Below are 20804 nucleotides of genomic sequence, written 5' to 3'. Positions count from 1 at the left end.
CCGTAGTCGTGTGTTGGCCGGGAACGGCGATCGCGGCTAGATTCGCTGTTATGACCGCTCCGCCCGCGATCGACGCGGCATCGAGAAGTTGGCGCCGCGCTCTCGCAGATCTGCAGGCTGGGTTGCGCGCCCGGGAACTGTGGGCGTTGCTCGCGTGGCAGGACATCAAGCAGCGCTACCGCCGTTCTTCGCTGGGCCCGTTGTGGATCACCGTCGGAATGGCGGTCACCGCGCTCGCGCTCGGCGTGGTGAACTCCGCGTTGTTCGGCACGTCCATCGCGACTTTGCTGCCGAGCATCACCACCGGGCTCATCCTGTGGAACTTCATGAACGGCTGCATCGTTGAGGGTTCCGAGACGTTCATCGCGAACGAAGGAATGATCAAGCAGCTGCCGGCGCCGGTGTCGGTGTACGCGCTGCGCACGGTGTGGCGGCAGGCGTTGTATCTGGCGCACAACCTCGTCGTGTACCTGGTGGTATTGGCGGTCTTCTTCGGGAAGCTTTCGCAGCCGTACCGTTTGGTGGACAAGGAAGGCGCGTTACTGCACCCCGGGCTCGGCTGGGGGATGCTGCTCGCCGTGCCCGCGCTGATGCTGGTGCTGCTGAACGGGGCGTGGGTGGTGCTGCTGTTCGGGGTGGTGTCCACCCGGTTCCGCGACATTCCGCCGGTGATCCAGAGCTTTATCACGATGCTCTTCTACGCGACGCCGATCATGTGGTCGATGGACCAGGTGCGGGCGATGAACCGGGGTTCGAGCGAAGGTTTCGGCTCTGTCGCGGTGAATTTGCTGCAGCTCAATCCGGTGTACCACTTCGTGGAGATCGTGCGCGCGCCGCTCGTGGGACAGCAGCAGAGCTGGACGCATTGGCTCGTGGCGGGCGTGGTGACGGTGGTCGGCTGGTCGCTGGCGCTGCTGGTCTTGCGCAACTACCGGGCTCGGGTGGCGTACTGGGTCTGATGTCCATTTAGGACGGTTTGCTCCAGTCAAGCGCGCACGGCCGCAGGGGGCTAGCGTTGTCGTGAGGACCCGCGCGAGAACGGAGGCCACATGAAGCGTCGGAAGGCATTGCAGGCGCTCGGAGTCGCGGTGCTCGCGATGAGCACGGTCGCCGCGACCCCGGCGGGGCTCACGCCGCGACAGCTCGCCGGACAGCGGGTGATCTACTCCTATCCCGGCCTGACCCCGCCCGCCGCCTTGCTGCAGCGAATCCGCGCCGGCGAAGCGGCTGGCGTGATCTTCTTCGGGGAGAACGTTTCCAGCTCGCAGCAGATCGCCGGCGTCGTACGGCAATTGCGGGACGCGAACGCGCAAAGCCCGGTGCACCGTCCGCTGCTGCTGATGACGGATCAGGAGGGCGGCAAGGTCCGTCGGTTGCCTGGTGAGCCCGCCCTGTCGGCGAAGCAGGTCGCGGAGTCCGCGGACCCCGCGGCGGCGGCCAAAGCCACTGGTACTGGGGCCGGGCAGAACCTCGCCGGGGTCGGGATGAACGTGAATCTCGCGCCGGTTCTGGATGTCTACCGCCAATCGGGGAATTTCATCGACAAGTACGGCCGTTCCTACAGCCGCGATCCGCAGGTAGCCGGCGCACTCGGCCGGGATTTCGTGACGGCCCAGCAGGCGACGGGCGTCGCGGCGACGGCGAAGCATTTCCCTGGCCTGGGTGCCGTCCCGGCGGGAAGCAACACGGATGTCGGCCCGGTAACCCTGGACATCCCGCTGCCTGAGCTGCGTGCGAAGGATGAAGCGCCGTACCACCCGGTGGTGGACGCGGGGGTGAAACTGGTGATGCTCTCGTGGGCGGTGTATCCCGCGTTGGACGCCGCCCGTCCGGCTGGGCTTTCTCCCGCGGTGGTGCAGGAACTCCGAACCGGCACGAAGTTCTCCGGGGTGACCGTGACGGATGCTTTGGAGGCTGGCGCGCTGAAATCCTATGGCGGGCCGGGAAACCGTGCGGCGCTGGCGGCTAAGGCAGGGATGGATTTGATCCTGGCCTCGGCTCGGGATGTGGGCCAGGGTGACGATGCGGCGTCCGCGCTGGCGGCGGGGTTGTCGGATGGATCGCTGCCGAGCGGTGAGTTTACTGCGGCGGTGGACCGGGTTTCGGCCCTGCGGGATGGGTTGAAGTGAGGCTTTCGGCGGTGGGGTTGGCTGCGGGTTGCTGAGATGCTGTCTTCGACGCTTTTGGTTGTGCGGTGAGGTTGACGTCGGTGTGTCTTGCCGTGCGAGTGGGGTCGGTGCCGGTGGGCCTGGTTGTGCGGTGAGGTTGCTGCTGGCGGTTCGTCGTGTGGTGCGGTTGACGCTGGTGGGTCGTGTCGTGCGGTTGAGGTCGGTGTCGGTGTGCCTGGTCGGGCAGTGAGGTTGCTGTCGATGCGCTACGTCGTGCGATGAGGTTGGCGCTAGTGGGCCGTGTCGTGCGAGTGAGGCCGGTGCTGGTGCGCCTGGTTGTGCGGTGAGGCTGTTGCTGGTGCGTTTCGCCATGCGATGAGGTTCGCGCTGGTAGGCCGTGCCGGTTGACGAGTCACCGTCGGTGTGCCTCGTCGGGCGGTGTGGTTCGTGTCGGTGCGCCGCACGATGAGGTTGGCACTGGTGTGCCTTGCCGCGCGGTGAGGGGCATCGCCGGTGCGCCTTGTCGAGCGGGTGAGGCGGGTGCTGGTGTGTCTGGTCGCGTGGTGAAGCGTCGCGCTGTTCCGGAGCCTCGCTGGTTCCCGGCCGGGGTCGTTGCCACCGGACCCGCACGGCGCGCTCCTGCCGTGATTATCCAGCAAACTACCCCGTTCCGGTGACACCCGGCGGTGTGGACATCGCGCTGCCGACGGGCTGAACGGGCACCCTTGCGTGCGACCCACCCAGACGGGAGGACGAATGCAAGCTTGGTGGCTCCTGGTGGCCGTCGCCGCGGTGTTCGTGGTGCTGGCCGTGGTGTTCCTGCGCCGCGCCGCCCGGCGTCGCCCTGTTGCTCCGCCGCCTCCCGCCGTCCCGTCGGACGATTCGGCGCGCCGGTGGGTCTCCCCGTCGGACGACGTGCCGCGCCGTGCCCGTCACCGGCTCGACGAGGCGCATCCGCTGGCCCGTTACCCGGTCGCCCGGCAACGTCCGATGCCGCATCCGCGACCGTCCGGCAAGCAGGATGCCGCGCGGGAACGTCGGGATTCGTAACCGAGGTCTTTCGGCCGAGCCGCGTTTTTTGTCGGTGGTGGCTGAGATGCTTCTGGCATGGTTCCCGTGCTGCTTCTCATCGACGTCCAGAACAACATGCTTCTCCCGCCCACCCCCGTACCCGACGCCGACCGGGTTGCCGCCGCGATCTCGCGCGTCCTCGAACGGGCGCGGGCCGCGGGTGCTCAGGTCGTGCACATCCGGAACAACGGCACCGGTGACGATCCCGACGTTCCCGGCACCTCCGGCTGGGAACTGGTGCATGAGGTCCGCCCGGGCGAGCACATAGTCGACAAACAGACACCCGATTCGTTCGCCGATACCCCGCTGGGTTCCTTGCTGCCGGATTCGGTGCCGTTGGTGCTGGCCGGGATGCAGAGCGACTTCTGTGTTCGTGCTACCGCCTTGGCCGCCCTTGAGCGGGGGCACGAGGTCACCCTGGTACAAGACGCTCACGCCACCTATGACGACGAACTCTCCGCCGCGGAGGAGAGCGCACGGGTTGACGCGGAACTGTCGGCGGCGGGCGTGAAGCTGGTCGGGAGTGAGGAGGTGGTCTTCGGCTGATCCTCGGTGCCGTCGAGTCGACGGCGGCTGCTTTGGTCGACGGGCTTTCGGGTTGGCGATCGATTTCATCGCTGAATCGCAGCGAAAACAGGCGTTGGACTGGATGGCGAGCGCGGGCCAATACTCAGCCCATGACGTCTGCGGCTGGTGATTCCGGCGAGAGTTCCGGCTGGAGGGATGACGATCGAGGCGTCGATCGGTGTCTCGACGGTTGCCACGACCGTGGCGGGGTGTCGGCGGACCGGTCCGGCGACGCTGGGGCGACGTCCGGAGCTGATGGCGGGGGTGCTGCTACGGGTCATGTGGTCGGCGGTGTGGCCGCGGGTACCGATGGTTCTGCTGCGGGTGATGCGGCTGGCGGCGGTGCGAGCGAGGACGGTGCGGCGTCCAGTCGTGCGGCCTCGGGTGCTGACCCGTGCGGTGCCGCTGGCGCCGAGGCGAGTGCGGACGGTCTGGTGCCGCACGGTGAGGTGGCGTCGGGTGCTGATCCGCGCCGTGCCGTTGGCTCCGAGTCGTGTGCGGATGGTCTGGTGCCGGACTGTGCTGGCGGTGAGGAAGAGACTTCCGGCCGGACCGGCTCGGCTGACTTTGCCGCCTGGGCTGCGGAACTCAGGCTTGGTGGAGCGGCTTCGGGCTGGACTGGCGAGCGTTGTCCTGAGGAAGGGGCGAGCGCTCGCGGGACCGTTCCAGGCGACAGTGGCGCCGGTGGCACCGGGCCAGGCGAAGGTGCTGCCGGCGGGACTGTGGCTGGAGGCGGTGCCGCCGGTGGGACTGTGGCTGGAGGCGGTGCCGCCGGTGGGACTGTGGCTGAAGACGGTGCCGTCAGTGGGGCCGCGGAGGAAGGTGCCTTCGGTGGCATCCCGCCGGACCACGGTCTCTTCGGCGCGGTCGCGCCGAACGACGTCTCCTTCAGCGCCGCCGCCAACGCTGAAGCTGTCTGGGCTGCCGAAGCCGCCGAAGCTGCTGGGGCTGCCGAAACCGCCTGGGCTGCCGGAGCCGCTGAAGTCGCCGAAGCTGCTGGGCTCAGCAAAGCCGCTGAAGCCCCCTGGGCTACAGAAATCGCCGAAGCCGCCGGGACCGCCGAAGCCGCTGAAGCCGCCGGGGCTGCGGACGCCGCTGAAGCCGCTGGGCTCAGCGAAGCCGCTGTGGAGCAGGAGCAGTCGACTCGGGATGTGGTCCAGTTGCTGCGGCGGTTTGGCTGGCGGGCGTTCGCGTTGGCCTTCGTCGCTGGGCTTACCGGGTTGACGACCGTCGCGCTGGTGCTTGGGTTGGTCGGGTTCGCCTTGATCCTCGCGCCGGTGCGTGGGGTCAGGCGAGGAGGTGCGCCAGCAGTGCCCGAGCGGCCGGGTTGGTGAGGTTTGCCGAGCGGCCGGTCAGGTAGATCGTGCGGGCCAGGGGTGGCTGGGTCAGGTGGGCGAAAGGCAGTCCGGATCGGGCGGCGACTTGTTCGGGGACCACGGTGACGCCTAGGCCTGCGGCGACCAGGTCGACTAGCAGTGCAACGTTGGTTGCCTCGCAGACCTGATCACGGCGGGCACCGGCTTCGGTGAAGGCGTGGTCTACCAATACTTGCAGGCCGCTGCCGGTGAAGTCGACGAATGGTTCGCCGTCCAGCTCCGCTAGGCGTACTCGGCGGCGGGAGGACAGGCGGTGTCCTGGGTGGGTGAGCAGGACCAGGTTTTGCTGCCAGCTGGCGAATTCTGCCAGGTCCTCTGGCAGCGGACCGCCTACATAGGACAGATCTAGTTCGCCGTCCGAGACCGCGGCGGTCAGGCCGGGGATCGTGCCTTCTCGTACGCGTAGGCGGATTCCTGGGTAGCGGGCGCGGAATTCGCCTAGTTTCGCGGGGAGGTCGATGACGGTCAGGGTTTGGATGGTGCCGATCGACACTCGGCCGCAGGCCAGGCCGGTCACTGCGGCTACTTCGCCTCGGGCGGCGTCTACTTCTGTCGCTATCCGGTGGGCCAGCGGGAGCAGGGCCTCGCCGGCGGGGGTGAGGGTTACTCGGCGGGTGGTGCGGTCGAACAGTTCCGCGCCCAGGTCGGCTTCCAGTTTCCGGATGGAAGCGCTGAGCGCGGACTGCACGACGTGCACGTCCTGGGCGGCGCGGGTGAAATTGCGGTGCCGCACTACGGCGAGGAAGTGTTCGACCTGCCTCAGCTCCATCGGGCCTCGCCTTCGTCTCGCCCCAGAACGGTACCGGGTAGTGGCGCTACTGCGCCGTGAAACCGCCGTCTGCCAGGATTTCTACTCCGGTCACGTACGAGGATTCCGCGGAAGCCAGGAACAGGATCACATCGGCGACCTCCTGGACCTCGCCGGCGCGGCCCAGCGGGATGCCTTCGATCTGCTTCGCGCGCCAGACCGGGTCGGTGGAGCCGCGGGAGGTGCGCATCGGCGGCAGCACGCCGGGGGCGACCGCGTTGACGCGGATGCCGTCCCTCGCGTAGTGCACCGATGCGGTGGTGGTCATCGACTTAATCGCGGCTTTGGAAGCGCCGTATCCTAAGTGGACTCCGGGCTGGCCGATCGAGGCGGAGATCGACGTCAGGTTCACGATCGAGCCGCCGCGGCCGGACATCGCCGCGGCGCCGTGTTTGATGCCCAGGAACACTCCGCGGGCGTTGACCTGCATCAAGCGGTCATAGAACGCAGTGCTGGTGAGGTCTGGGTCGTAGGTGCCGCTGATGCCGGCGTTGTTGACCAGTACGTCGAGCTTTCCGTACCGGTCCAGGACGTCGGCGATCGCGGCGGTCCAGGAGTCTTCGTCGGTGACGTCCAGGCGGCGGTATTCGGCTTGGCCGCCGGTGGTGCGGATTTCCTCGGCTACGGCGGTGCCGTCGGCGTCTTCGATGTCGGTGACGACGACTGTCGCGCCTTCGCGGGCGAACGTGCGGGCCGCCGCCCGGCCCATTCCGCTTGAAGCGCCGGTGATCAGGGTGATCTTGTCGGCCAAACGCATGTGGGGTGCCCTTTCGCTGGTGGGGAACCCAGTCTGCGCGATCGGGCGAGCGGCGCCGCGCGCGGCACCCGGTGGAAGCGGGTGCCGCGCGCGGAACAGGTCACCAGTATTTGCCCGCGGCTTCTAGCGCGGCGATCATCTCGTGGATCACCTGGTCGCCGGGAAGGCCGAAGGAGTTGAGCACGTTCGCCCAGTCCAGGGTGTCTCCGGACTTGCTGAGACCGTCGATCACGCCCTGGTAGACGGGGTTGGAGTTCAGCACATCACGCGGCATGGGGGCGGGGAAGGCGGGGCCGCCCCAGGTGATCGGGGCCGACGGGGCCAGCATGAGGTCGCCGGAGTTCTCGAAGGCGGCCGGGTTGTGCCACGGGCTGCGGTTGGGGTCCGGGTCGCCGTACGCGGTGTGTGCGGTGTTGAAGCGCTGCATTTCGCCGATGAAGCCCTGCGCGTTCGAGACCGGGTTGACCGCGTTGCAGATGATGTCGTCGTGCCGGCAGATGTTCGCGACCTTGATGTCGCCGAAGTTCCGCGGGCCGGTGGTGTGCATGCCGGGACCGTCCGGGGCGACCGACATGATGCCGCCGGCCGGGCCCTCGACGCCGCTGGTGTGCACGGCGTGCCGCGGGTCGGCGATCAGCACGGCGTTGAGCAGGTTGTGCGGTACGGCGTTCTTGCTCGCGAGGCTCGCGACGACGTTGCCGGAGATCAGCGCGCCGAACGAGTAGCCGACGAGCGTGATCGGCGTGCCGGGGCAGGACTGGTGGAAGTCCGTGACCTTCTTCTCCAGCGCGGGGCCCGCGTACTTCTGCGTGGTGTCGAGGTCGTGCGGTTCGACGACCGGGATGATGCCGTCGTCGTAAAGGAATTTCTCCAGATGCGCCCCGGGCGGCGCGACGGTGTGGTTCACGTCCCAGGTGGCGCCGGTGGTGCCGTTGAGGTGCCCGTCGGCGAGGAAGTACACGTGGCTGCAGTCGGCGGCCGACGCCGGGGCGCCCGCTCCGAGAACGGTCACGCCCGCCGCGGTCACCGCCCCGGCGAGGAGCAGGCAGGCTTTCTTCAGAAGTCGCAAGATCTGGTCCCTCCAGTGGTCCCGGGCGCGGCTGCCCGGGGCGTGCCAGCAGTTTCCGGGCGCGGTGATCACCTGGTCAAGAGGGACTGAAGGGGGAAAATCACTGGCGGCGGGCGATTTCATCCAGATTCCATCCCGGGCGTGCCGACGATGGCATAGGTGCGCACGACCGGCCGCGGTCCGAGGGTGTCGTGAGTGTTGGTGCCGGTTAGAACCGGCATTAGCACTCACGAGCAGCGGGACAGACCGGCCAGCGCGCGGGTGCGGGCCACTGGGTTCGGGGCTCGGTCGGTCAGCGTGAGCACGGTCGTGAACTGGGTGGCGGCATCGGCCGCGCGGCGGGCGGCGAGGTAGGCCTCGCCCAGGTGGGTGCGGAGCATGATCATCGTCTCGAGAGCGTCCGCGTCGACCATGTCCAGTGCGGCCAGCTGGTGGCGGATCGCGGTGTCCGGGTCGCCTTGCCGCAACGAGACCGCGCCCAGTTCGGTGAGCGCTTGGGCGTGCACCCGGACGTTTCCGGTGCGCTGCGCCAGCTCGACGGTGTCGGTGAGGACCTGCGCGGCTTCCGCCAAGTCTCCGGAATCGCGCAGCAGTTCGCCGAGGTGACCCAGCATGGCGCAGTGCCGGCGGCTGTCGCCGAGTTCGGCGGCCAGTTCCACGGCGGTGCGCGCGTGCTCTAGGGCCAGGTCGTAGCGGCCGTTCTGCTCGTGGACCATCGCGAGGTTCGGCAGCACGGTGAACATCGGCGTCGAGTATTCGAGCCGGTTGGCTTCGGCGAGTGCGCGTTCCAGGTATCCGGCGGCTTCGCGGTATCGGCCCAGCGCGCGGGCTGCGGCGCCGAGACCGGCCAGCGCGCGCGTTACGCCCTTTTCGTCGCCGCTGCGGGAGAAGCCTTTCTCCGCACGGATGAAACAGTCCCACGCTTGCTGGTACGCACCGCGCATGCCGTGGACGTGCGCCAGATTCATCCACAATGGAGCGTCGTCGTCCGGACCGGCGGCGAGGACGCATTCATGGATCCGGCGGGCGTCGCTGAACCAGGCGTGCATGGTGAACAGTTCGGCGACCACTGTGGCGATCCGGGCGGCGGCGTCGAGCCGGTCGTTCGCGACGGCGTACTCGACCAGTTCCACCAGCGCGACCCGGTTGGCGGTCAGCCACGCGTTCGCACTGGGGAGGTCTCCGTCGCCGGTCAGCTGCGCGTGCGCGTCCCGGGCGGCGGCTTCGTAGTAGGCCAGGACCCGGTCCAGCGCTTGCGGATCCGGGGTTTCGGCGGCGAGCCTGCGGGCGTAGTCGGTGGCCAGGTCGTGCAGGCGGTATCGGTCGAGCGCGACGAGGTCGAGCAGGCTCGCGTCGACGATGTTCTCCAGCAGCTCCTCGGCCTCGGTCGCGGGGATGGCGGCTAGCGCGGCCACGCAATGCCTGTCCAGTGCCACGCCGGGGATTTCGCCCAGCAGACGGAACACGCGTTGCTCGGCTGGCGATAAGCGTTGAAAGGAAAGGGAAAACGCGGCCTCGATGCTGCGCGGGCCGTCGGCGAGTTCGTGCAGGCGGCGTTCGGATAAGCGGGCCGCTAGATGCGCGAAGGTCCACTGTGGACGGCTGCGCATCCGTGCGGCGACGATCCGCAGTGCGAGCGGGAGGCCGCCGCACAGCCGGGCGACGGCGGAGACCTCGGCGGGTTCGGCAAAGGCGCGGGTGTCGTTGATCAGCGCGGTGAGCAGTTCGACGGCCACGGCCTCTGGCAGGGCGTCGAGGGTGAACTGACTGTCCGGGTCGAGTCCGGCGAGGCGGCCCCGGCTGCTCACGAGGACCGCGTTGCCGCTGCCGCCGGGCAGGAGCAGCCGGACTTGTTCGGCGGACGCCGCGTTGTCGAGGACGAGCAGGAGCCGCGCGTCGGCGGTCCGGGCACGCCACACTGCGGCACGTTCGTCCAGGTCATCGGGCACTTCGCGGTCTGCCACGCCGACGGTGCGCAGGAGTCGGCCGAGGGCGTCGGACGGGCTGAGCGGGGTGCGTCCGGCGGTATAGCCGTGGAGGTCGAGGAAGAGCGCGCCGTCCGGGTACGCGGGGTGCAGCCGGTGCGCGAGGTGGACGACAACTGCGGATTTGCCGACTCCGGCGATCCCGTCGACCGCGGCGAGCCGGGGTGCGTCGCCGGGGCGTGGTGCCAGCGAAGCGGCGATCGCGTCGACAACCGCGTCTCGTCCGGCGAAGTTCGAGATGTCTGGTGGTAGCTCGTTTCTGCGTGGGGTTTCGACCGCTGAAGCGTCGTCTCGGAGGATCGCTTCGTGCAGCATGCGCAGGGTATGGCTTGGCTCGACGCCCAGGTCGGTGATCAGGCGACGGCGCAGGTCGCGGTAGTCGCGCAGGGCGTCGGACGTCCAGCCACCGCGGTAGCGGGCGCGCATGAGGAGCGCGACCAGCGGTTCGTCGTGCGGATGGGCGGCGACCAGTTTGGTCAGCGCGTCGATGGCGGGGGTCAGCCGGTTCTCGCGGATCCACAGTTCGGTCAGCTGCCGCCAGGCGGTGAGGCCGCGGTTGGCGAGGCGTTCGCGTTCTGCTGCCGCGTGGTCGCCGGGCAGTCCGGCCAGTGGTTCGCCGCCGAGCAATGCGGTGGCCTGGGTGAGGGCGGCTTCCGCGTCGTCAGCGCAGCTCGCCTCGAGCAGTTCGTCCAGGTGGGCGGCGTCGAGGTAGGCGTCAGCGACGAACCGGTACCCGGCCGGTCCGCTGCTGATTACCTCGCCTGGCACCCCGGCCGCGCGGAAGGCGGCGCGGAGCCGGTAGAGGTAGACCGAGACCAGGTTGGTCTTGCTCGACGGCGGGGCACCGCCCCAGATCGTGCGCAGCAGGTCGTCCGCGGTGCGGGCGCGGTCGCGGTCGAGCAGGAGGACCGCCAGCACGGCCTGCTGGCGGACCGGGCCGAGCGCCACCGGCTGGTCGCCGTACCAGGCGCGGACCGGTCCGAGCACGGCGAACCGCAACGCCGGACCCGACTCGTCGCCGCCGATGACTGCCCCCGCGTGCCGGATCACCCGCGAGGGTGACGCTGCTGGTACGGATGATCATTCTAAGTCACCGCCGCAAGGGGTCAGGCCAGCTCCGCGGAGACGACCGACGGCAGGTCGCGCAGGGCGTCCAGCAGCGGGTCGAGCGCGTCGGGGCTGACCAGGACGGTGCTGACCATGCTGCTTTCCCGGACGCCTTCGCGGACGTCGACGGACAGCTCGTGGATCAGCTTCCCGTGCTGGCTCAGCGTGGCGACGAGGCCGGGGATCTGGTCGATGCCGCCGACGAAGTAGGTCGCGATCCGGCGGCGGACCAGCATGGCCGGGGCGGAGGTGTACGGGGCGGACGAAAAGGTGCTCAGCGACATGGCGTTTCTCCGGGAAGAGAGGTCTGGCGGGAAAAGGGGCCAGGTCCCGAAGAAGACGGCGTACGCCGGCATCGCGCGCCGGCAGCCTGGTTCAGCCGGCGCGCTGGGTTACGAGTCGCTCAGACGTAAGGAAGCGCAGCACGGCGTCAGGCTAACACGGCGGCGCGCGAAGGCAAACCAATCCACAATGGACGAACGGGTCAGCCGGGTTCGTTCCACGGCAGCCGCTTGCGCAGCAAGGTGGCCGCGCGCAGGGCGACCTCCACTTCCAGCCGGTGCTCCGAAAGCGGCCGTCCGCACAGTTCCTCGGCCTTGCGGACTCGGTAGTGGACGGTGTTCTTGTGCAGGTGCAGGCGGGCGGCGGCGTGCGTGTAGCTGCCGTCGGTGTCGAGGAAGACCCGCAGCGTCTCGCGCAGTTGTTCGGTGCCGGGATCGTCGGCGACGAGGTCTCCGAGGACCCGCGCGATCCAGCGGTACACGTCGTCGGACTGTTCGGTGAGCAGCGCGGCGATCGCGACGTCGTCGAACAGCACGACGCTCTGATCTTGGTCCTCGTCGGTCTCCGCGACGGCTCGCGCCCGGACCGCCTCGCGCAGCGATCCGCGGAATCCGGCCAGCCCGTAGCCCGGCGCGCCCAAGGCCAGCCGCAGGCCGCCGCCGATGTCCGCCACGCCGGAGCGGAGCCGGTCGACCTCGACATCGTCGCGTTCCATGCTGACCGTCCAGCTCCACAGCGTGCGGTCGTCGGCGAGCATGGTGAGCGCCGGCCCGCGTCCGCACACCTCCTGCAGCAGCCGGGCCGCGGCCTGTAGTTCGCCCGCGCCCTCGGCGGGCAGCCAGGCGACCGCCGCGCGATGCCACTGCTGCATCGGGAAAGCGAGGAGTTGCTGCGCGGAATCCTCGGTCAGTGTGTCCGATTCGAGCACCAGCCGGATCTGCGCCGCCCTGGCCGCGCCGGTGCGGCTGCTCCAGCGTCGGCGTTCGGTCTCGAAGATGTCGATGAGGCCCTCGATGACCTGGTCGATGTAGCGGTTGGTGCGCCGCGACAGTTCGGCGAGCACGCCGAGCGCGACCTGGGTGCTGATGTTCGGCTGCCGCCCCAGCGCCTCGATCGCCCACTGCTCGAACCGGTGCTCGCCGAGCCGGTACGCGCGCAGCAGCGCCTCCAGGGACAGCTCGTGCTGGGCGAACCGGCGCGCGTACTCGGCCGCGGCGGGCGGGACGGTGATCCGGTCGAGCGGGATGGAATGCGACAGCATGTCGAGGATCGCGACCAGATTCGCCGACGTGCTGGCGATCATGAGCTTGCGCACCGTCTCGTCGTGCCGGAACTCCGGGATCACCTCGATGAACCAGTCGGTGAGTTCGGTGGTGCGCGCGGGGAGATCGGCGTCGATGGCGTGCGCGATCTCGGCCACGACGGCGTCGACGGCGTCGGACATGGCGGTCAGGGTAACCACCGGAGCGCCCCGGCGACAGGCGAGCGGCACCGTTCACCCCCTCGGTGCAGGCGGTTGTGACCCCGGCACAACGACCCGCGCCACCTTCGGTTCTGCGGCCTATGGCCCAGGTCACGCCCCGTCCTTACCGTCATTTCCCACTAAGCCGCCCTGGGAAAGGACTTCGACGATGCACCTCGCGGCGCTGCCTGAAGAACGGGCTCGGCGGAGCCCGAACCTGCCTTGTCTCAGCGACGAACACGGCGAACTCGGCAACGCTGGTTTCGCGGTGCGGGTGCGCAGCGCGGCGGCCGCGTTGCGGGCAAGGGAGTCGGCGCGGGCGACGTCGTCGCGGTGTTGCTGCCGAACCGGATCGAGTTCGCGGTGGTGTTGTTCGCGGCCTGGCGGCTCGGTGCCGCGGTCACGCCGGTGAACCCGGAGCTGACCGACGGCGAAGCCTCGTTCCAGATCGCCGACGCGGGCGCGAAAGTCGTGGTGGGGCAAGGCGATTCGGACCTGGTGACGCTGCGGATCGAGGAGTTGGAGACGGCCTCCCCGGACGAGGGGTCGGTGGCCGACGACGATCATGCGGTCGCGTTGCTCATCTACACCAGCGGCACCACGGGACGGCCGAAAGGCGTGGTCCTCGATCACGCGAATGTGCGGGCGATGACGGAAATGATCGTCGACGCGCTCGAACTCGGCCCTGCGGATCACAGCTTGCTGATCCTGCCGCTGTTTCACGTCAACGGGATCGTGGTCAGCGTGCTCGCGCCGCTGCTCGCCGGCGGCCGCTCGACGATCACCGCGAGATTCCGCGCCGACGACTTCTTCGACACGGTCGAACGCGTCCGTCCGACGTATTTCTCCGCTGTGCCAGCGATTTACGCGCGGCTGGCCGAGCTTCCGGAGACGGTGCGGCCGGACACCTCGTCGCTGCGGCTGGTGGTGTGCGGGGCCGCGCCGATGCCCGCCGAGCTGATCGAGCGGGTCGAGGAACGGTTCGGTGTGGTGGTGGTCGAAGGGTATGGGCTGTCCGAAGGAAGCTGTGCTTCGACGCTGAATCCGCTGGCCGGGCCGCGTAAACCGGGCACTGTCGGGCGTCCGCTGCCCGGCCAGGAGGTCGCGCTGATGGATCCACAAGGCCGGCTGACCGACGGTCCGGGCGAGGTGGTGGTGCGCGGGCCGAACGTGATGCGCGGCTACCTGAACCGGCCCGAGGACACGGCCGCGACGATCGTGGACGGCTGGCTGCACACCGGCGACGTCGGGCGGTTCGACGAGGACGGCTACCTCGTCCTGGTCGACCGCATCAAGGACATGATCATCCGGGGCGGGGAGAACCTCTACCCCAAGGAGATCGAGAACGCACTGCACGCACACCCGGCGGTGCTGGAAGCCGCGGTGGTCGGCGCGCCGCATCCGGTGCTCGGCGAACTGCCGGTCGCGACCGTGACGCTGTACCCCTCGGCGGTGGTGAGCGAGGACGAGTTGCTGGACCACTGCCGGGCCCGGCTGACGCGGGTGAAGGTGCCGGTGCGGATCGACATCGTGCCCGCGCTGCCGCGGAACCCGGTCGGCAAGATCGACAAACCCGCGCTGCGCCGCGAACTCGCCGCGGCCGGCTGATTCCTCGCTGCTGAAAGAAAAATCCGTGCCCGCATTCGCGGGTCCGGTCGATGCTGCCCGGAGAAAGGCGGAGAACAATGGGGTTCAAGACAGGGGACTTTCCCCCGGTCGATCCGGAAACCTTCCTGCGGAAGCCACTTTTTGAACGGACCAAGGCGCTCGCGCTGCACTGGGTCCAGTTCGGCTTCGGCTCGCCCAAGATGATTCCGGCGACGTATGTGGTGAAGCTGATCTTCCTGTACGTGCTGGCCGGAGTGGCGATTGCCACCGCGACGTCCGGCGTCGGCCCGTTCTGGGACGTCGCCGCGTGGTGGCACGAGCCGGTGGTTTACCAAAAGCTCGTGCTGTGGACGGTATTGCTGGAAGCGGTCGGTGTCGCCGGTTCCTGGGGACCGATCGCGGGCAAGTTCAAGCCGATGACCGGCGGGATCCTGTTCTGGGCGCGGCCCGGCACGATCCGGTTGCGGCCGTGGAGGCGCGTCCCGTTCACCGCGGGCGACCGGCGAAGCGGCTTCGATGTGCTGCTGTACCTGGCTTTCCTCGCCTCGCTGCTGACCGCGATCGTCCTGCCGGGAGCCCCGGACGCGGCGTTGTCGGCCGCGCTGCCCGGCAACACCTCAGGCCTGGTTCGCCCGGCGTTGCTGATCGCGCCGATCGTGCTGTACGTCCTGAATGGACTGCGGGACAAGACGATCTTCCTCGCCGCTCGCGGTGAACAGTATCTGCCCGCGTTGGTGTTCTTCGCCTTCCTGCCGTTCGTGAACATGATCATCGCGGCGAAGCTGCTGATCTGCATTGTGTGGATCGGCGCGGGCGTCTCGAAATTCGGCAAGCACTTCACGAATGTGGTGCCGCCGATGGTGTCCAACAGCCCGTGCGTTCCGTTCAAATGGCTGAAGCGGGCGCATTACCGGGACTTCCCGAACGATATCCGGCCGTCGAAGCTCGCGTCGTTCATGGCGCACGTCGGCGGGACGACGGTGGAGATCATCACGCCGCTGGTGCTGCTGTTCTCCACCAATCACTGGGTCACGCTCGCCGGGGTCGCGCTGATGGTGGTGTTCCACCTGTTCATCACGTCCACGTTCCCGCTGGCCGTGCCGCTGGAGTGGAACATTCTCTTCGGCTACCTCGCGATCTTCCTGTTCCTCGGCTTCCCGGCGAGCGCCGGATACGGCGTCGGCGACCTGACGCCGGGCTGGCTCGGCGTCGTGATCGCGGCCGCGCTGCTGTTCTTCCCGGTGCTCGGCAACCTGCGGCCGGATCTGGTGTCGTTCCTGCCGTCGATGCGGCAGTACGCGGGCAACTGGGCGTCGGCGCTGTGGGCGTTCGCGCCGGGTGCCGAGGCGAAGCTGAACACGTTGCCGCACCGGCCGACGAAGAACCAGGTCGACCAGCTGCAGGCGATGGGCTACCCGGCCGAGGTCGCGGAAATCACCATGCAGCAGACGATCGCGTGGCGGTCGATGCACAGCCAGGGCCGCGGGCTGTTCTCAGTGCTCGCGAAGAACCTGCCGGACCTCGAGACGCGCACCGTGCGGGAGGCCGAATTCGGCTGCAACTCCATCCTCGGGTTCAACTTCGGCGACGGGCACCTGCACGGCCTCGACTTCGTCAACGCGGTGCAGAAGCGGGTCGGCTTCGCGCCCGGAGAGTGGATCGTGGTGTGGGTCGAGTCGCAGGCCATCCACTCGAAGGTGCAGCATTACCAGGTGATTGACGCGGCGCTGGGCGTGGTCGAGCGGGGCCACTGGACGGTGGCCGACGCGGTAAACGAGCAGCCGTGGCTGCCGAACGGCCCGATCCCGCTCACCGTCACCTGGACCGCGAACCAGGCCAAGACCAGCAGCGTGCCGGCATGACTACGGCGGTGGTGGTCGGCAGCGGACCCAACGGGCTCGCCGCGGCGGCCGTGCTGGCGCGCGCCGGGGTCGACGTGACGGTGCTGGAGGCCGCCGACGAAATCGGCGGCGGCACCCGCACCTACGAGGCGATCGTCCCCGGCCTGCGCCACGACCACTGCTCCGCGACGCATCCGATGGCGGTCGGCTCGCCGGTGTTGACCGACCTCGGGCTCGATCGGTACGGCCTGCGCTGGCGACTGCCGGAGATCGACTGCGTGCACCCGCTCGACGACGGCACCGCTGGCGTCCTGCGGACCTCGGTCGCCGACACCGCCGCCGGGCTCGGCCCGGACGAGCGTCGCTGGTCCGCGCTGTTCTCCGCACCGGCGCAGAACTACGACGCGTTGAGCGAGGACATCCTCGGTCCGCTGCTACGAGTGCCGAAACATCCGTTGCTGCTGGGAAGGTTCGGTCTGCCGACGCTCGCGCCGGCAACCGTGCTGGCCCGGTACTTCCGTACCGAGCAGGCCCGCGCGCTGTGGCTCGGGGTGGCGGCGCACGCGTTCCGTCCGCTGGATCGGCCGCTGTCGTCGGCGATCGGGCTCGGCATTCTCACCGCTGGGCACCGGCACGGCTGGGCGGTCGCCGAGGGCGGTTCGCGGGCGATCAGCGACGCGTTGGCCGCGTTGGTGGCCGACTTCGGCGGCAAGATCGAGACCGGGGTGCGGGTGCGGTCGGTTTCGCAGCTGCCGCGCGCGGACGTCGTGGTGTGGGATGTCGGGCCACGCACACTGGCGTCGGTGCTCGGCGACCGGTTGCCACCGCGGATCCGACGTGCGTACGAGCGGTTCCGTTACGGTCCTGGTGCGTTCAAAGTGGACTTCGCGGTGCAGGGCGGAATTCCGTGGCGTTCGCCGGAGGCGCGGGCGGCTGGGACGGTCCACTTGGGAGGATCGGCGGCGGAAGTCGCTTCGGGAGAGCGAGAAGTCCACAACGGACGGATGCCGGAACGGCCGTTTGTGTTGCTGGGACAGCAGTACCTGGCCGATCCGTCCCGTTCGGTCGGTGATGTGCATCCGGTGTGGGCGTACGCGCATGTGCCGCATGGTTACACCGGCGACGCGACCGAGGCGATCACCGCGCAGATCGAACGGTTCGCGCCCGGGTTCCGGGAGCGGGTGCTCGGTTCGGTGACCACGTCGTCGGCGGAATTCGCTGTGGGGAACCCGAATTTCGTCGGCGGGAACATCCTCACCGGAGCGAAGGACGTGCGGCAGCTGGTGTTTGGTCCGCGCGCGACCTGGCAGCCGTACGACGTTGGCGTTCCGGGCCACTTCGTGTGTTCCGCGGCCACGCCGCCGGGGCCGGGCGCGCACGGGATGTGCGGCAGTCACGCGGCGGCGCGGGCGTTGCGGTACCTGCGGCGATGACGGGTTACCGGATCAGGACGCCCGGGTTCAGCACGCCTGCCGGGTCGAGCGCGTTCTTCGCGGCGGACAGGGCGGCGGCGAACGGGTCCGGGCGCTGCCGGTCGTACCACGGGCGGTGGTCGCGGCCGACCGAGTGATGATGGGTGATCGTGCCGCCGTTGGCCAGAAGTGCTTCGGACACCGCGGTTTTCAGCTCGTCCCACTGCGCGACGGTGCTGCCCCATCGGCCAGTCGCGTAGATGCCGTAGTACGGCGCGGGGCCGTCGGGGTAGACGTGGGTGAACCGGCAGGTCACCACGCCCGCGCCGCAGATTTCGGCGATCGCCGCGTTGGCGGCCGTCGTGACTGCCTCGTGGAGCGACTCGAACGCGTCCCAGGTGCAGGCGGTCTCGAAGGTCTCCACCACCATCGACCGGCGGGCGAGCGCGTCGCGCTGGTACGGCATGCGCAGGAACGCCGATCGCCAGGTCGAACCGGATTCGCCGCGGCGGGCGGTGACCGTGCCGCCGTGGTCTGCGGTCAGTTCGAGCGCGCGGTCCAGCCAAGCGTCCACCGGATGGTCGGCGGACTCGAAGGCGAGCAGCAGCAACCCGTCCGTCTGGACGCCGGTGTTGAGGAACGCCTCGGCGGTGTCGAGGAGGCGACAGTTCGCCGGGTACAGGCCGGACTGGGCGACTGCCCGGGTCGCCTGCACTGCGTCGGCGTACCGCGCGAAACTCACTGACGCTTTCGCCTGCCAGCGCGGACGTTCCTGCAGGCGCATCCAGGCTTCGGTGATCACGCCCAGTGTGCCTTCGGAGCCAAGGAACAACCGATCCGGCGACGGTCCGGCCCCCGAACCGGGCAGCCGGCGCGATTCGCTGACGCCCGCCGGAGTCACGACGCGCAGGGATTCGGTGAGGTCGTCGATGTGCGTCGCCAGCGTGGCGAAGTGGCCGCCGGCGCGGGTCGCGAGCCAGCCGCCCAGCGTGGAGTGCGTGAACGACTGGGGATAGTGCCGCAGTGTCAGCCCGTACGGACGCAGCTGGTCCTCCAGCGCGGGGCCGTACACCCCCGCCTGGATCCGCGCGGTGCGGCTCGTTCGCTCGATCTCCACGACCTGGTCGAGGCGTTCGAGATCCATCGACACCGCGGGCGCGGGGAACCGGGGCTCGATGCCGCCGACGACGGAACTGCCGCCGCCGTAAGGGATTACCGGCGTGCCGCTGACCGAGCACCAGTCCAGCAGGTCGAGCACGTCCTGCTCGGTCTCCGGTCGCGCGACGACGTCCGGCACCGTTTCGACCCGTCCTTCGAGGTTCCGCACGACGTCGCGGAACGCCTTGCCGCGCGCGTGCGACAGCCGGTCGACCGGGTCGGCCGAGCACAGCCGGGCCAGCGCGGCGGGCGGGCGGAGGCGAGAACGCGGCACCGGAAGGTCGTCCGGTGAGGGCGGGGCGTGGTCGGTGAAGTCGTGCGCGGGAAGGAACGCGGCCGTGCGCGCGACCAGCGCTTCCGACTCCGCGGCGGTCAGCGCTTCCTCGGTGTCGCCCCAACCCCACCAGGACCGTGTCATCCGACTGCTCCCTTCCGAAGTGACCCTAGGGTAACTTACTCTAGGGTAATAGGCCCTGAGGAGGAAAGATGAGCCTGCTGACCGCCGCCGCGCCGTTCGTGGTGAACCGGGTGCTGCCCCGCTTCGACCAGCGGATCGAGGAATCCGCGAAACCGTTCGACCGGCCTGAGCTGCTGCGGCCGCAGCCGGGCTCGCGGACCTGGGCGTGGACGCATTACGGCGTCTTCGTGCCGGAGTTGCCCCGGCCGTTTCGCTACCTCAACACCATGACGCTGATCGGCAGCACCGGCACGGTCTGCTTCGACAACGACTACCTCGCGACCTCGGACGTCCGGCGCACCACGACCGTGCTCTCGTCGACCGCCGCGCCGGGGCACCACCACTACCGAGCCTACGATTCCCGCACCGACTGTCGCTTCGCCGAGGACGGTTCGCGGCTGGAATGGGATTCCGACCTCGCCATCGAAGCGGCGCACCCGTCGTACCGGGTGCACGCGCGTTACGACGGCTTCTCGGCGGACCTGGAGATCACCGCGACCCGGCAGGTGTCGTGGTTCATGCGCAACCTGGCGTACGACCACCTGAGCCTGCTCGCCACCTTCACCGGCATGATCACCGACGACACCGGCGAGACCGAGATCGGCGGCCTCTGCACCGTGGAATACGCGCGATCGCTGTCCCCGCAAGCACTTCGCCGTACGCCGCTGCCGCCGCGGCTCAAGCTGCCGATCGACTTCTTCACCTATCAGATCATCAACCTGGACGACCGGACCCAGCTGCTGCTCACCGACGTCCGCGCGGCTGGGGCGACGGCGTGCCGGTTCGCGCACCTGCGCACGCTCGATGGCGACTCGGCGGCGTTCCGCGAGGTTCAGGTCGAGGTTGAGCACCGTGTCGAGCCGGAGGTCGATCCGCGCGGGCGGGAGATGCGGGTGCCGGAGCGGTTCCGCTGGACGGTCCGGGACGGCGCGGACGAGGTCGTGACGCTGGAGGCTGTTGTGGACAGTCCACTCCGGTACGGGCACGGGCGCGGTTATGTCGGCGCTTACACATATTCCGGCACTTTCCGGCAGCGGCCAGTGTCGGGAACGGGATACTTCGAGTGGGTCGACTGCGAGGTCAGCCGCGCAGCGAGGTGAGGATCCGGGCGCAGCGCTGGGTGGTGACTTCGGCGGGCTCCTCCGGATGTTCCAGCCACCAGTTGACGGTGGCGGCGACCGCGCCGTACCAGATGCGGGCGAACAGCGACGCGTCGGCGGGATCGGCGAAACCGGCTGAGGACAAGGCTTCTTTCGTGCCTTCCGCGCCGAGCGACGACAGTTTCCGTCGGTAGGAACGGGCCGCTTCGTCGACCGCGGAGCCTGGCGGCAGGGTCGGATCCCACAGGACCGCCCAGTCCAGACGGCGCGGTTCGAGGGTGCGGAAGATGGCTTCCAGCGTGCCCAGCGCGCGGGACAGGCCGGTGCCCGCCTGCGCTTCGGTGACGGCGTCGACCAGCGGGGCGGCACCGCGGTGCAGGCAGGCCAGGTAGAGGCCGTCCTTGGACTCGAAATAGCCGTATACCAACGGTTTGGAAATTTCCGCCCGCCGGGCGATGGCGGCGACCGAGGCGTGCGCGTAGCCCTGTGTGCCGAACTCCTGGACGGCGGCGTCGAGGATCAGCCGCTCCCGCTCGGGTCGCGGCATTCCCTTGCTGCCTGCCGGATTAGTCACCTGGCCAGCATAGCTGAACGACTTCCGCGATGCTGCGGTCCACAATGGACCCTTCGGACGCG

Annotated in this window: 17 protein-coding genes; 9 read left to right on the top strand and 8 right to left on the bottom strand. The window is 69.1% G+C overall.

Annotation, left to right across the window (positions count from 1 at the left end; genetic code table 11):
* The first annotated feature begins 50 nt into the window (after positions 1-50).
* From RPX00_RS04820 to RPX00_RS04800, 5 genes are all read left to right on the top strand, one after another.
* A complete protein-coding gene (locus RPX00_RS04820; protein WP_406637852.1) occupies positions 51-959 on the top strand; it encodes an ABC transporter permease in 909 nt (302 codons plus the stop codon).
* A gap of 90 nt (positions 960-1049) precedes the next feature.
* Complete coding sequence (locus RPX00_RS04815) at positions 1050-2129, top strand: glycoside hydrolase family 3 N-terminal domain-containing protein (protein ID WP_406637851.1); 1080 nt, start codon at positions 1050-1052, stop codon at positions 2127-2129.
* A 735-nt stretch (positions 2130-2864) separates the two neighbouring features.
* Positions 2865-3158: a hypothetical protein gene (locus RPX00_RS04810; RefSeq protein ID WP_406637849.1), complete on the top strand. Its 294-nt coding sequence runs from the start codon at positions 2865-2867 to the stop codon at positions 3156-3158.
* A 57-nt stretch (positions 3159-3215) separates the two neighbouring features.
* Complete coding sequence (locus tag RPX00_RS04805; protein WP_406637847.1) at positions 3216-3725, top strand: isochorismatase family protein; 510 nt, start codon at positions 3216-3218, stop codon at positions 3723-3725.
* Positions 3726-4528: 803 nt separating this feature from the next.
* On the top strand, positions 4529-5080 hold the full coding sequence (locus tag RPX00_RS04800; protein WP_406637845.1) for a hypothetical protein: 552 nt from the start codon (positions 4529-4531) through the stop codon (positions 5078-5080).
* On the opposite strand, the gene RPX00_RS04795 is transcribed toward RPX00_RS04800, so the two are convergent.
* The 6 genes from RPX00_RS04795 to RPX00_RS04770 form a co-directional block, all read right to left on the bottom strand.
* Positions 5034-5891: a LysR family transcriptional regulator gene (locus RPX00_RS04795; protein WP_406637844.1), complete on the bottom strand. Its 858-nt coding sequence runs from the start codon at positions 5889-5891 to the stop codon at positions 5034-5036. The genes RPX00_RS04800 and RPX00_RS04795 overlap by 47 nt on opposite strands.
* Before the next feature lie 46 nt (positions 5892-5937).
* The gene (locus RPX00_RS04790) at positions 5938-6687 is read right to left on the bottom strand and encodes an SDR family NAD(P)-dependent oxidoreductase (protein ID WP_406637842.1); all 750 of its coding nucleotides are present in this window, start codon (positions 6685-6687) and stop codon (positions 5938-5940) included.
* A 100-nt stretch (positions 6688-6787) separates the two neighbouring features.
* Positions 6788-7756, bottom strand: coding sequence for a cutinase family protein (locus RPX00_RS04785; RefSeq protein ID WP_406637840.1), 969 nt, complete (start codon positions 7754-7756; stop codon positions 6788-6790).
* 227 nt (positions 7757-7983) lie between these two features.
* The gene (locus RPX00_RS04780) at positions 7984-10791 is read right to left on the bottom strand and encodes a BTAD domain-containing putative transcriptional regulator (protein WP_406637838.1); all 2808 of its coding nucleotides are present in this window, start codon (positions 10789-10791) and stop codon (positions 7984-7986) included.
* Between the two features lie 56 nt (positions 10792-10847).
* Positions 10848-11132 (bottom strand): hypothetical protein, encoded by a 285-nt coding sequence (locus RPX00_RS04775; RefSeq protein WP_406637836.1) that lies wholly within the window; start codon positions 11130-11132, stop codon positions 10848-10850.
* 200 nt (positions 11133-11332) lie between these two features.
* The gene (locus RPX00_RS04770; protein ID WP_406637834.1) at positions 11333-12574 is read right to left on the bottom strand and encodes a PucR family transcriptional regulator; all 1242 of its coding nucleotides are present in this window, start codon (positions 12572-12574) and stop codon (positions 11333-11335) included.
* A 240-nt stretch (positions 12575-12814) separates the two neighbouring features.
* Between RPX00_RS04770 and RPX00_RS04765 the strand changes: the two genes are divergently transcribed.
* The 3 genes from RPX00_RS04765 (at position 12815) to RPX00_RS04755 (ending at position 17474) form a co-directional block, all read left to right on the top strand.
* Positions 12815-14200 (top strand): class I adenylate-forming enzyme family protein, encoded by a 1386-nt coding sequence (locus RPX00_RS04765; RefSeq protein ID WP_406637832.1) that lies wholly within the window; start codon positions 12815-12817, stop codon positions 14198-14200.
* Between the two features lie 77 nt (positions 14201-14277).
* Positions 14278-16062 (top strand): DUF3556 domain-containing protein, encoded by a 1785-nt coding sequence (locus tag RPX00_RS04760; RefSeq protein WP_406637830.1) that lies wholly within the window; start codon positions 14278-14280, stop codon positions 16060-16062.
* Positions 16059-17474, top strand: coding sequence for a phytoene desaturase family protein (locus tag RPX00_RS04755; RefSeq protein WP_406637828.1), 1416 nt, complete (start codon positions 16059-16061; stop codon positions 17472-17474). The genes RPX00_RS04760 and RPX00_RS04755 overlap by 4 nt, the downstream gene beginning before the upstream one ends.
* Before the next feature lie 4 nt (positions 17475-17478).
* Here RPX00_RS04755 and RPX00_RS04750 read toward each other — a convergent pair whose 3' ends face one another.
* Entirely contained in the window at positions 17479-19029 is a 1551-nt protein-coding gene (locus tag RPX00_RS04750; RefSeq protein WP_406637826.1) for an FAD-binding oxidoreductase, read from the bottom strand.
* 68 nt (positions 19030-19097) lie between these two features.
* Between RPX00_RS04750 and RPX00_RS04745 the strand changes: the two genes are divergently transcribed.
* Positions 19098-20168 (top strand): DUF6670 family protein, encoded by a 1071-nt coding sequence (locus RPX00_RS04745; RefSeq protein ID WP_406637825.1) that lies wholly within the window; start codon positions 19098-19100, stop codon positions 20166-20168.
* Here the strand turns inward: RPX00_RS04745 and RPX00_RS04740 are convergent.
* The gene (locus RPX00_RS04740; RefSeq protein WP_406637823.1) at positions 20149-20742 is read right to left on the bottom strand and encodes a TetR/AcrR family transcriptional regulator; all 594 of its coding nucleotides are present in this window, start codon (positions 20740-20742) and stop codon (positions 20149-20151) included. The two genes, RPX00_RS04745 and RPX00_RS04740, sit on opposite strands and share 20 nt — an antisense overlap.
* Positions 20743-20804: the final 62 nt, after the last annotated feature.

This window comes from Amycolatopsis sp. WGS_07, from assembly GCF_045278895.1.
Classification (GTDB): Bacteria; Actinomycetota; Actinomycetes; order Mycobacteriales; family Pseudonocardiaceae; genus Amycolatopsis.
The sequence above is the reverse complement of the archived record's forward strand: the minus strand, read 5'-3'. Positions and strand labels throughout refer to the sequence as shown.

Bases quoted from the DNA above. Each gene is read 5' to 3' on its own strand.
- RPX00_RS04805 (WP_406637847.1), top strand. From the start codon at position 3,216: ATGGTTCCCGTGCTGCTTCTCATCGACGTCCAGAACAACATGCTTCTC.
- RPX00_RS04795 (WP_406637844.1), bottom strand. From the start codon at position 5,891: ATGGAGCTGAGGCAGGTCGAACACTTCCTCGCCGTAGTGCGGCACCGC.
- RPX00_RS04750 (WP_406637826.1), bottom strand. From the start codon at position 19,029: ATGACACGGTCCTGGTGGGGTTGGGGCGACACCGAGGAAGCGCTGACC.
- RPX00_RS04760 (WP_406637830.1), top strand. From the start codon at position 14,278: ATGGGGTTCAAGACAGGGGACTTTCCCCCGGTCGATCCGGAAACCTTC.
- RPX00_RS04745 (WP_406637825.1), top strand. From the start codon at position 19,098: ATGAGCCTGCTGACCGCCGCCGCGCCGTTCGTGGTGAACCGGGTGCTG.
- RPX00_RS04755 (WP_406637828.1), top strand. From the start codon at position 16,059: ATGACTACGGCGGTGGTGGTCGGCAGCGGACCCAACGGGCTCGCCGCG.
- RPX00_RS04790 (WP_406637842.1), bottom strand. From the start codon at position 6,687: ATGCGTTTGGCCGACAAGATCACCCTGATCACCGGCGCTTCAAGCGGA.
- RPX00_RS04810 (WP_406637849.1), top strand. From the start codon at position 2,865: ATGCAAGCTTGGTGGCTCCTGGTGGCCGTCGCCGCGGTGTTCGTGGTG.
- RPX00_RS04815 (WP_406637851.1), top strand. From the start codon at position 1,050: ATGAAGCGTCGGAAGGCATTGCAGGCGCTCGGAGTCGCGGTGCTCGCG.
- RPX00_RS04770 (WP_406637834.1), bottom strand. From the start codon at position 12,574: ATGTCCGACGCCGTCGACGCCGTCGTGGCCGAGATCGCGCACGCCATC.
- RPX00_RS04775 (WP_406637836.1), bottom strand. From the start codon at position 11,132: ATGTCGCTGAGCACCTTTTCGTCCGCCCCGTACACCTCCGCCCCGGCC.
- RPX00_RS04820 (WP_406637852.1), top strand. From the start codon at position 51: ATGACCGCTCCGCCCGCGATCGACGCGGCATCGAGAAGTTGGCGCCGC.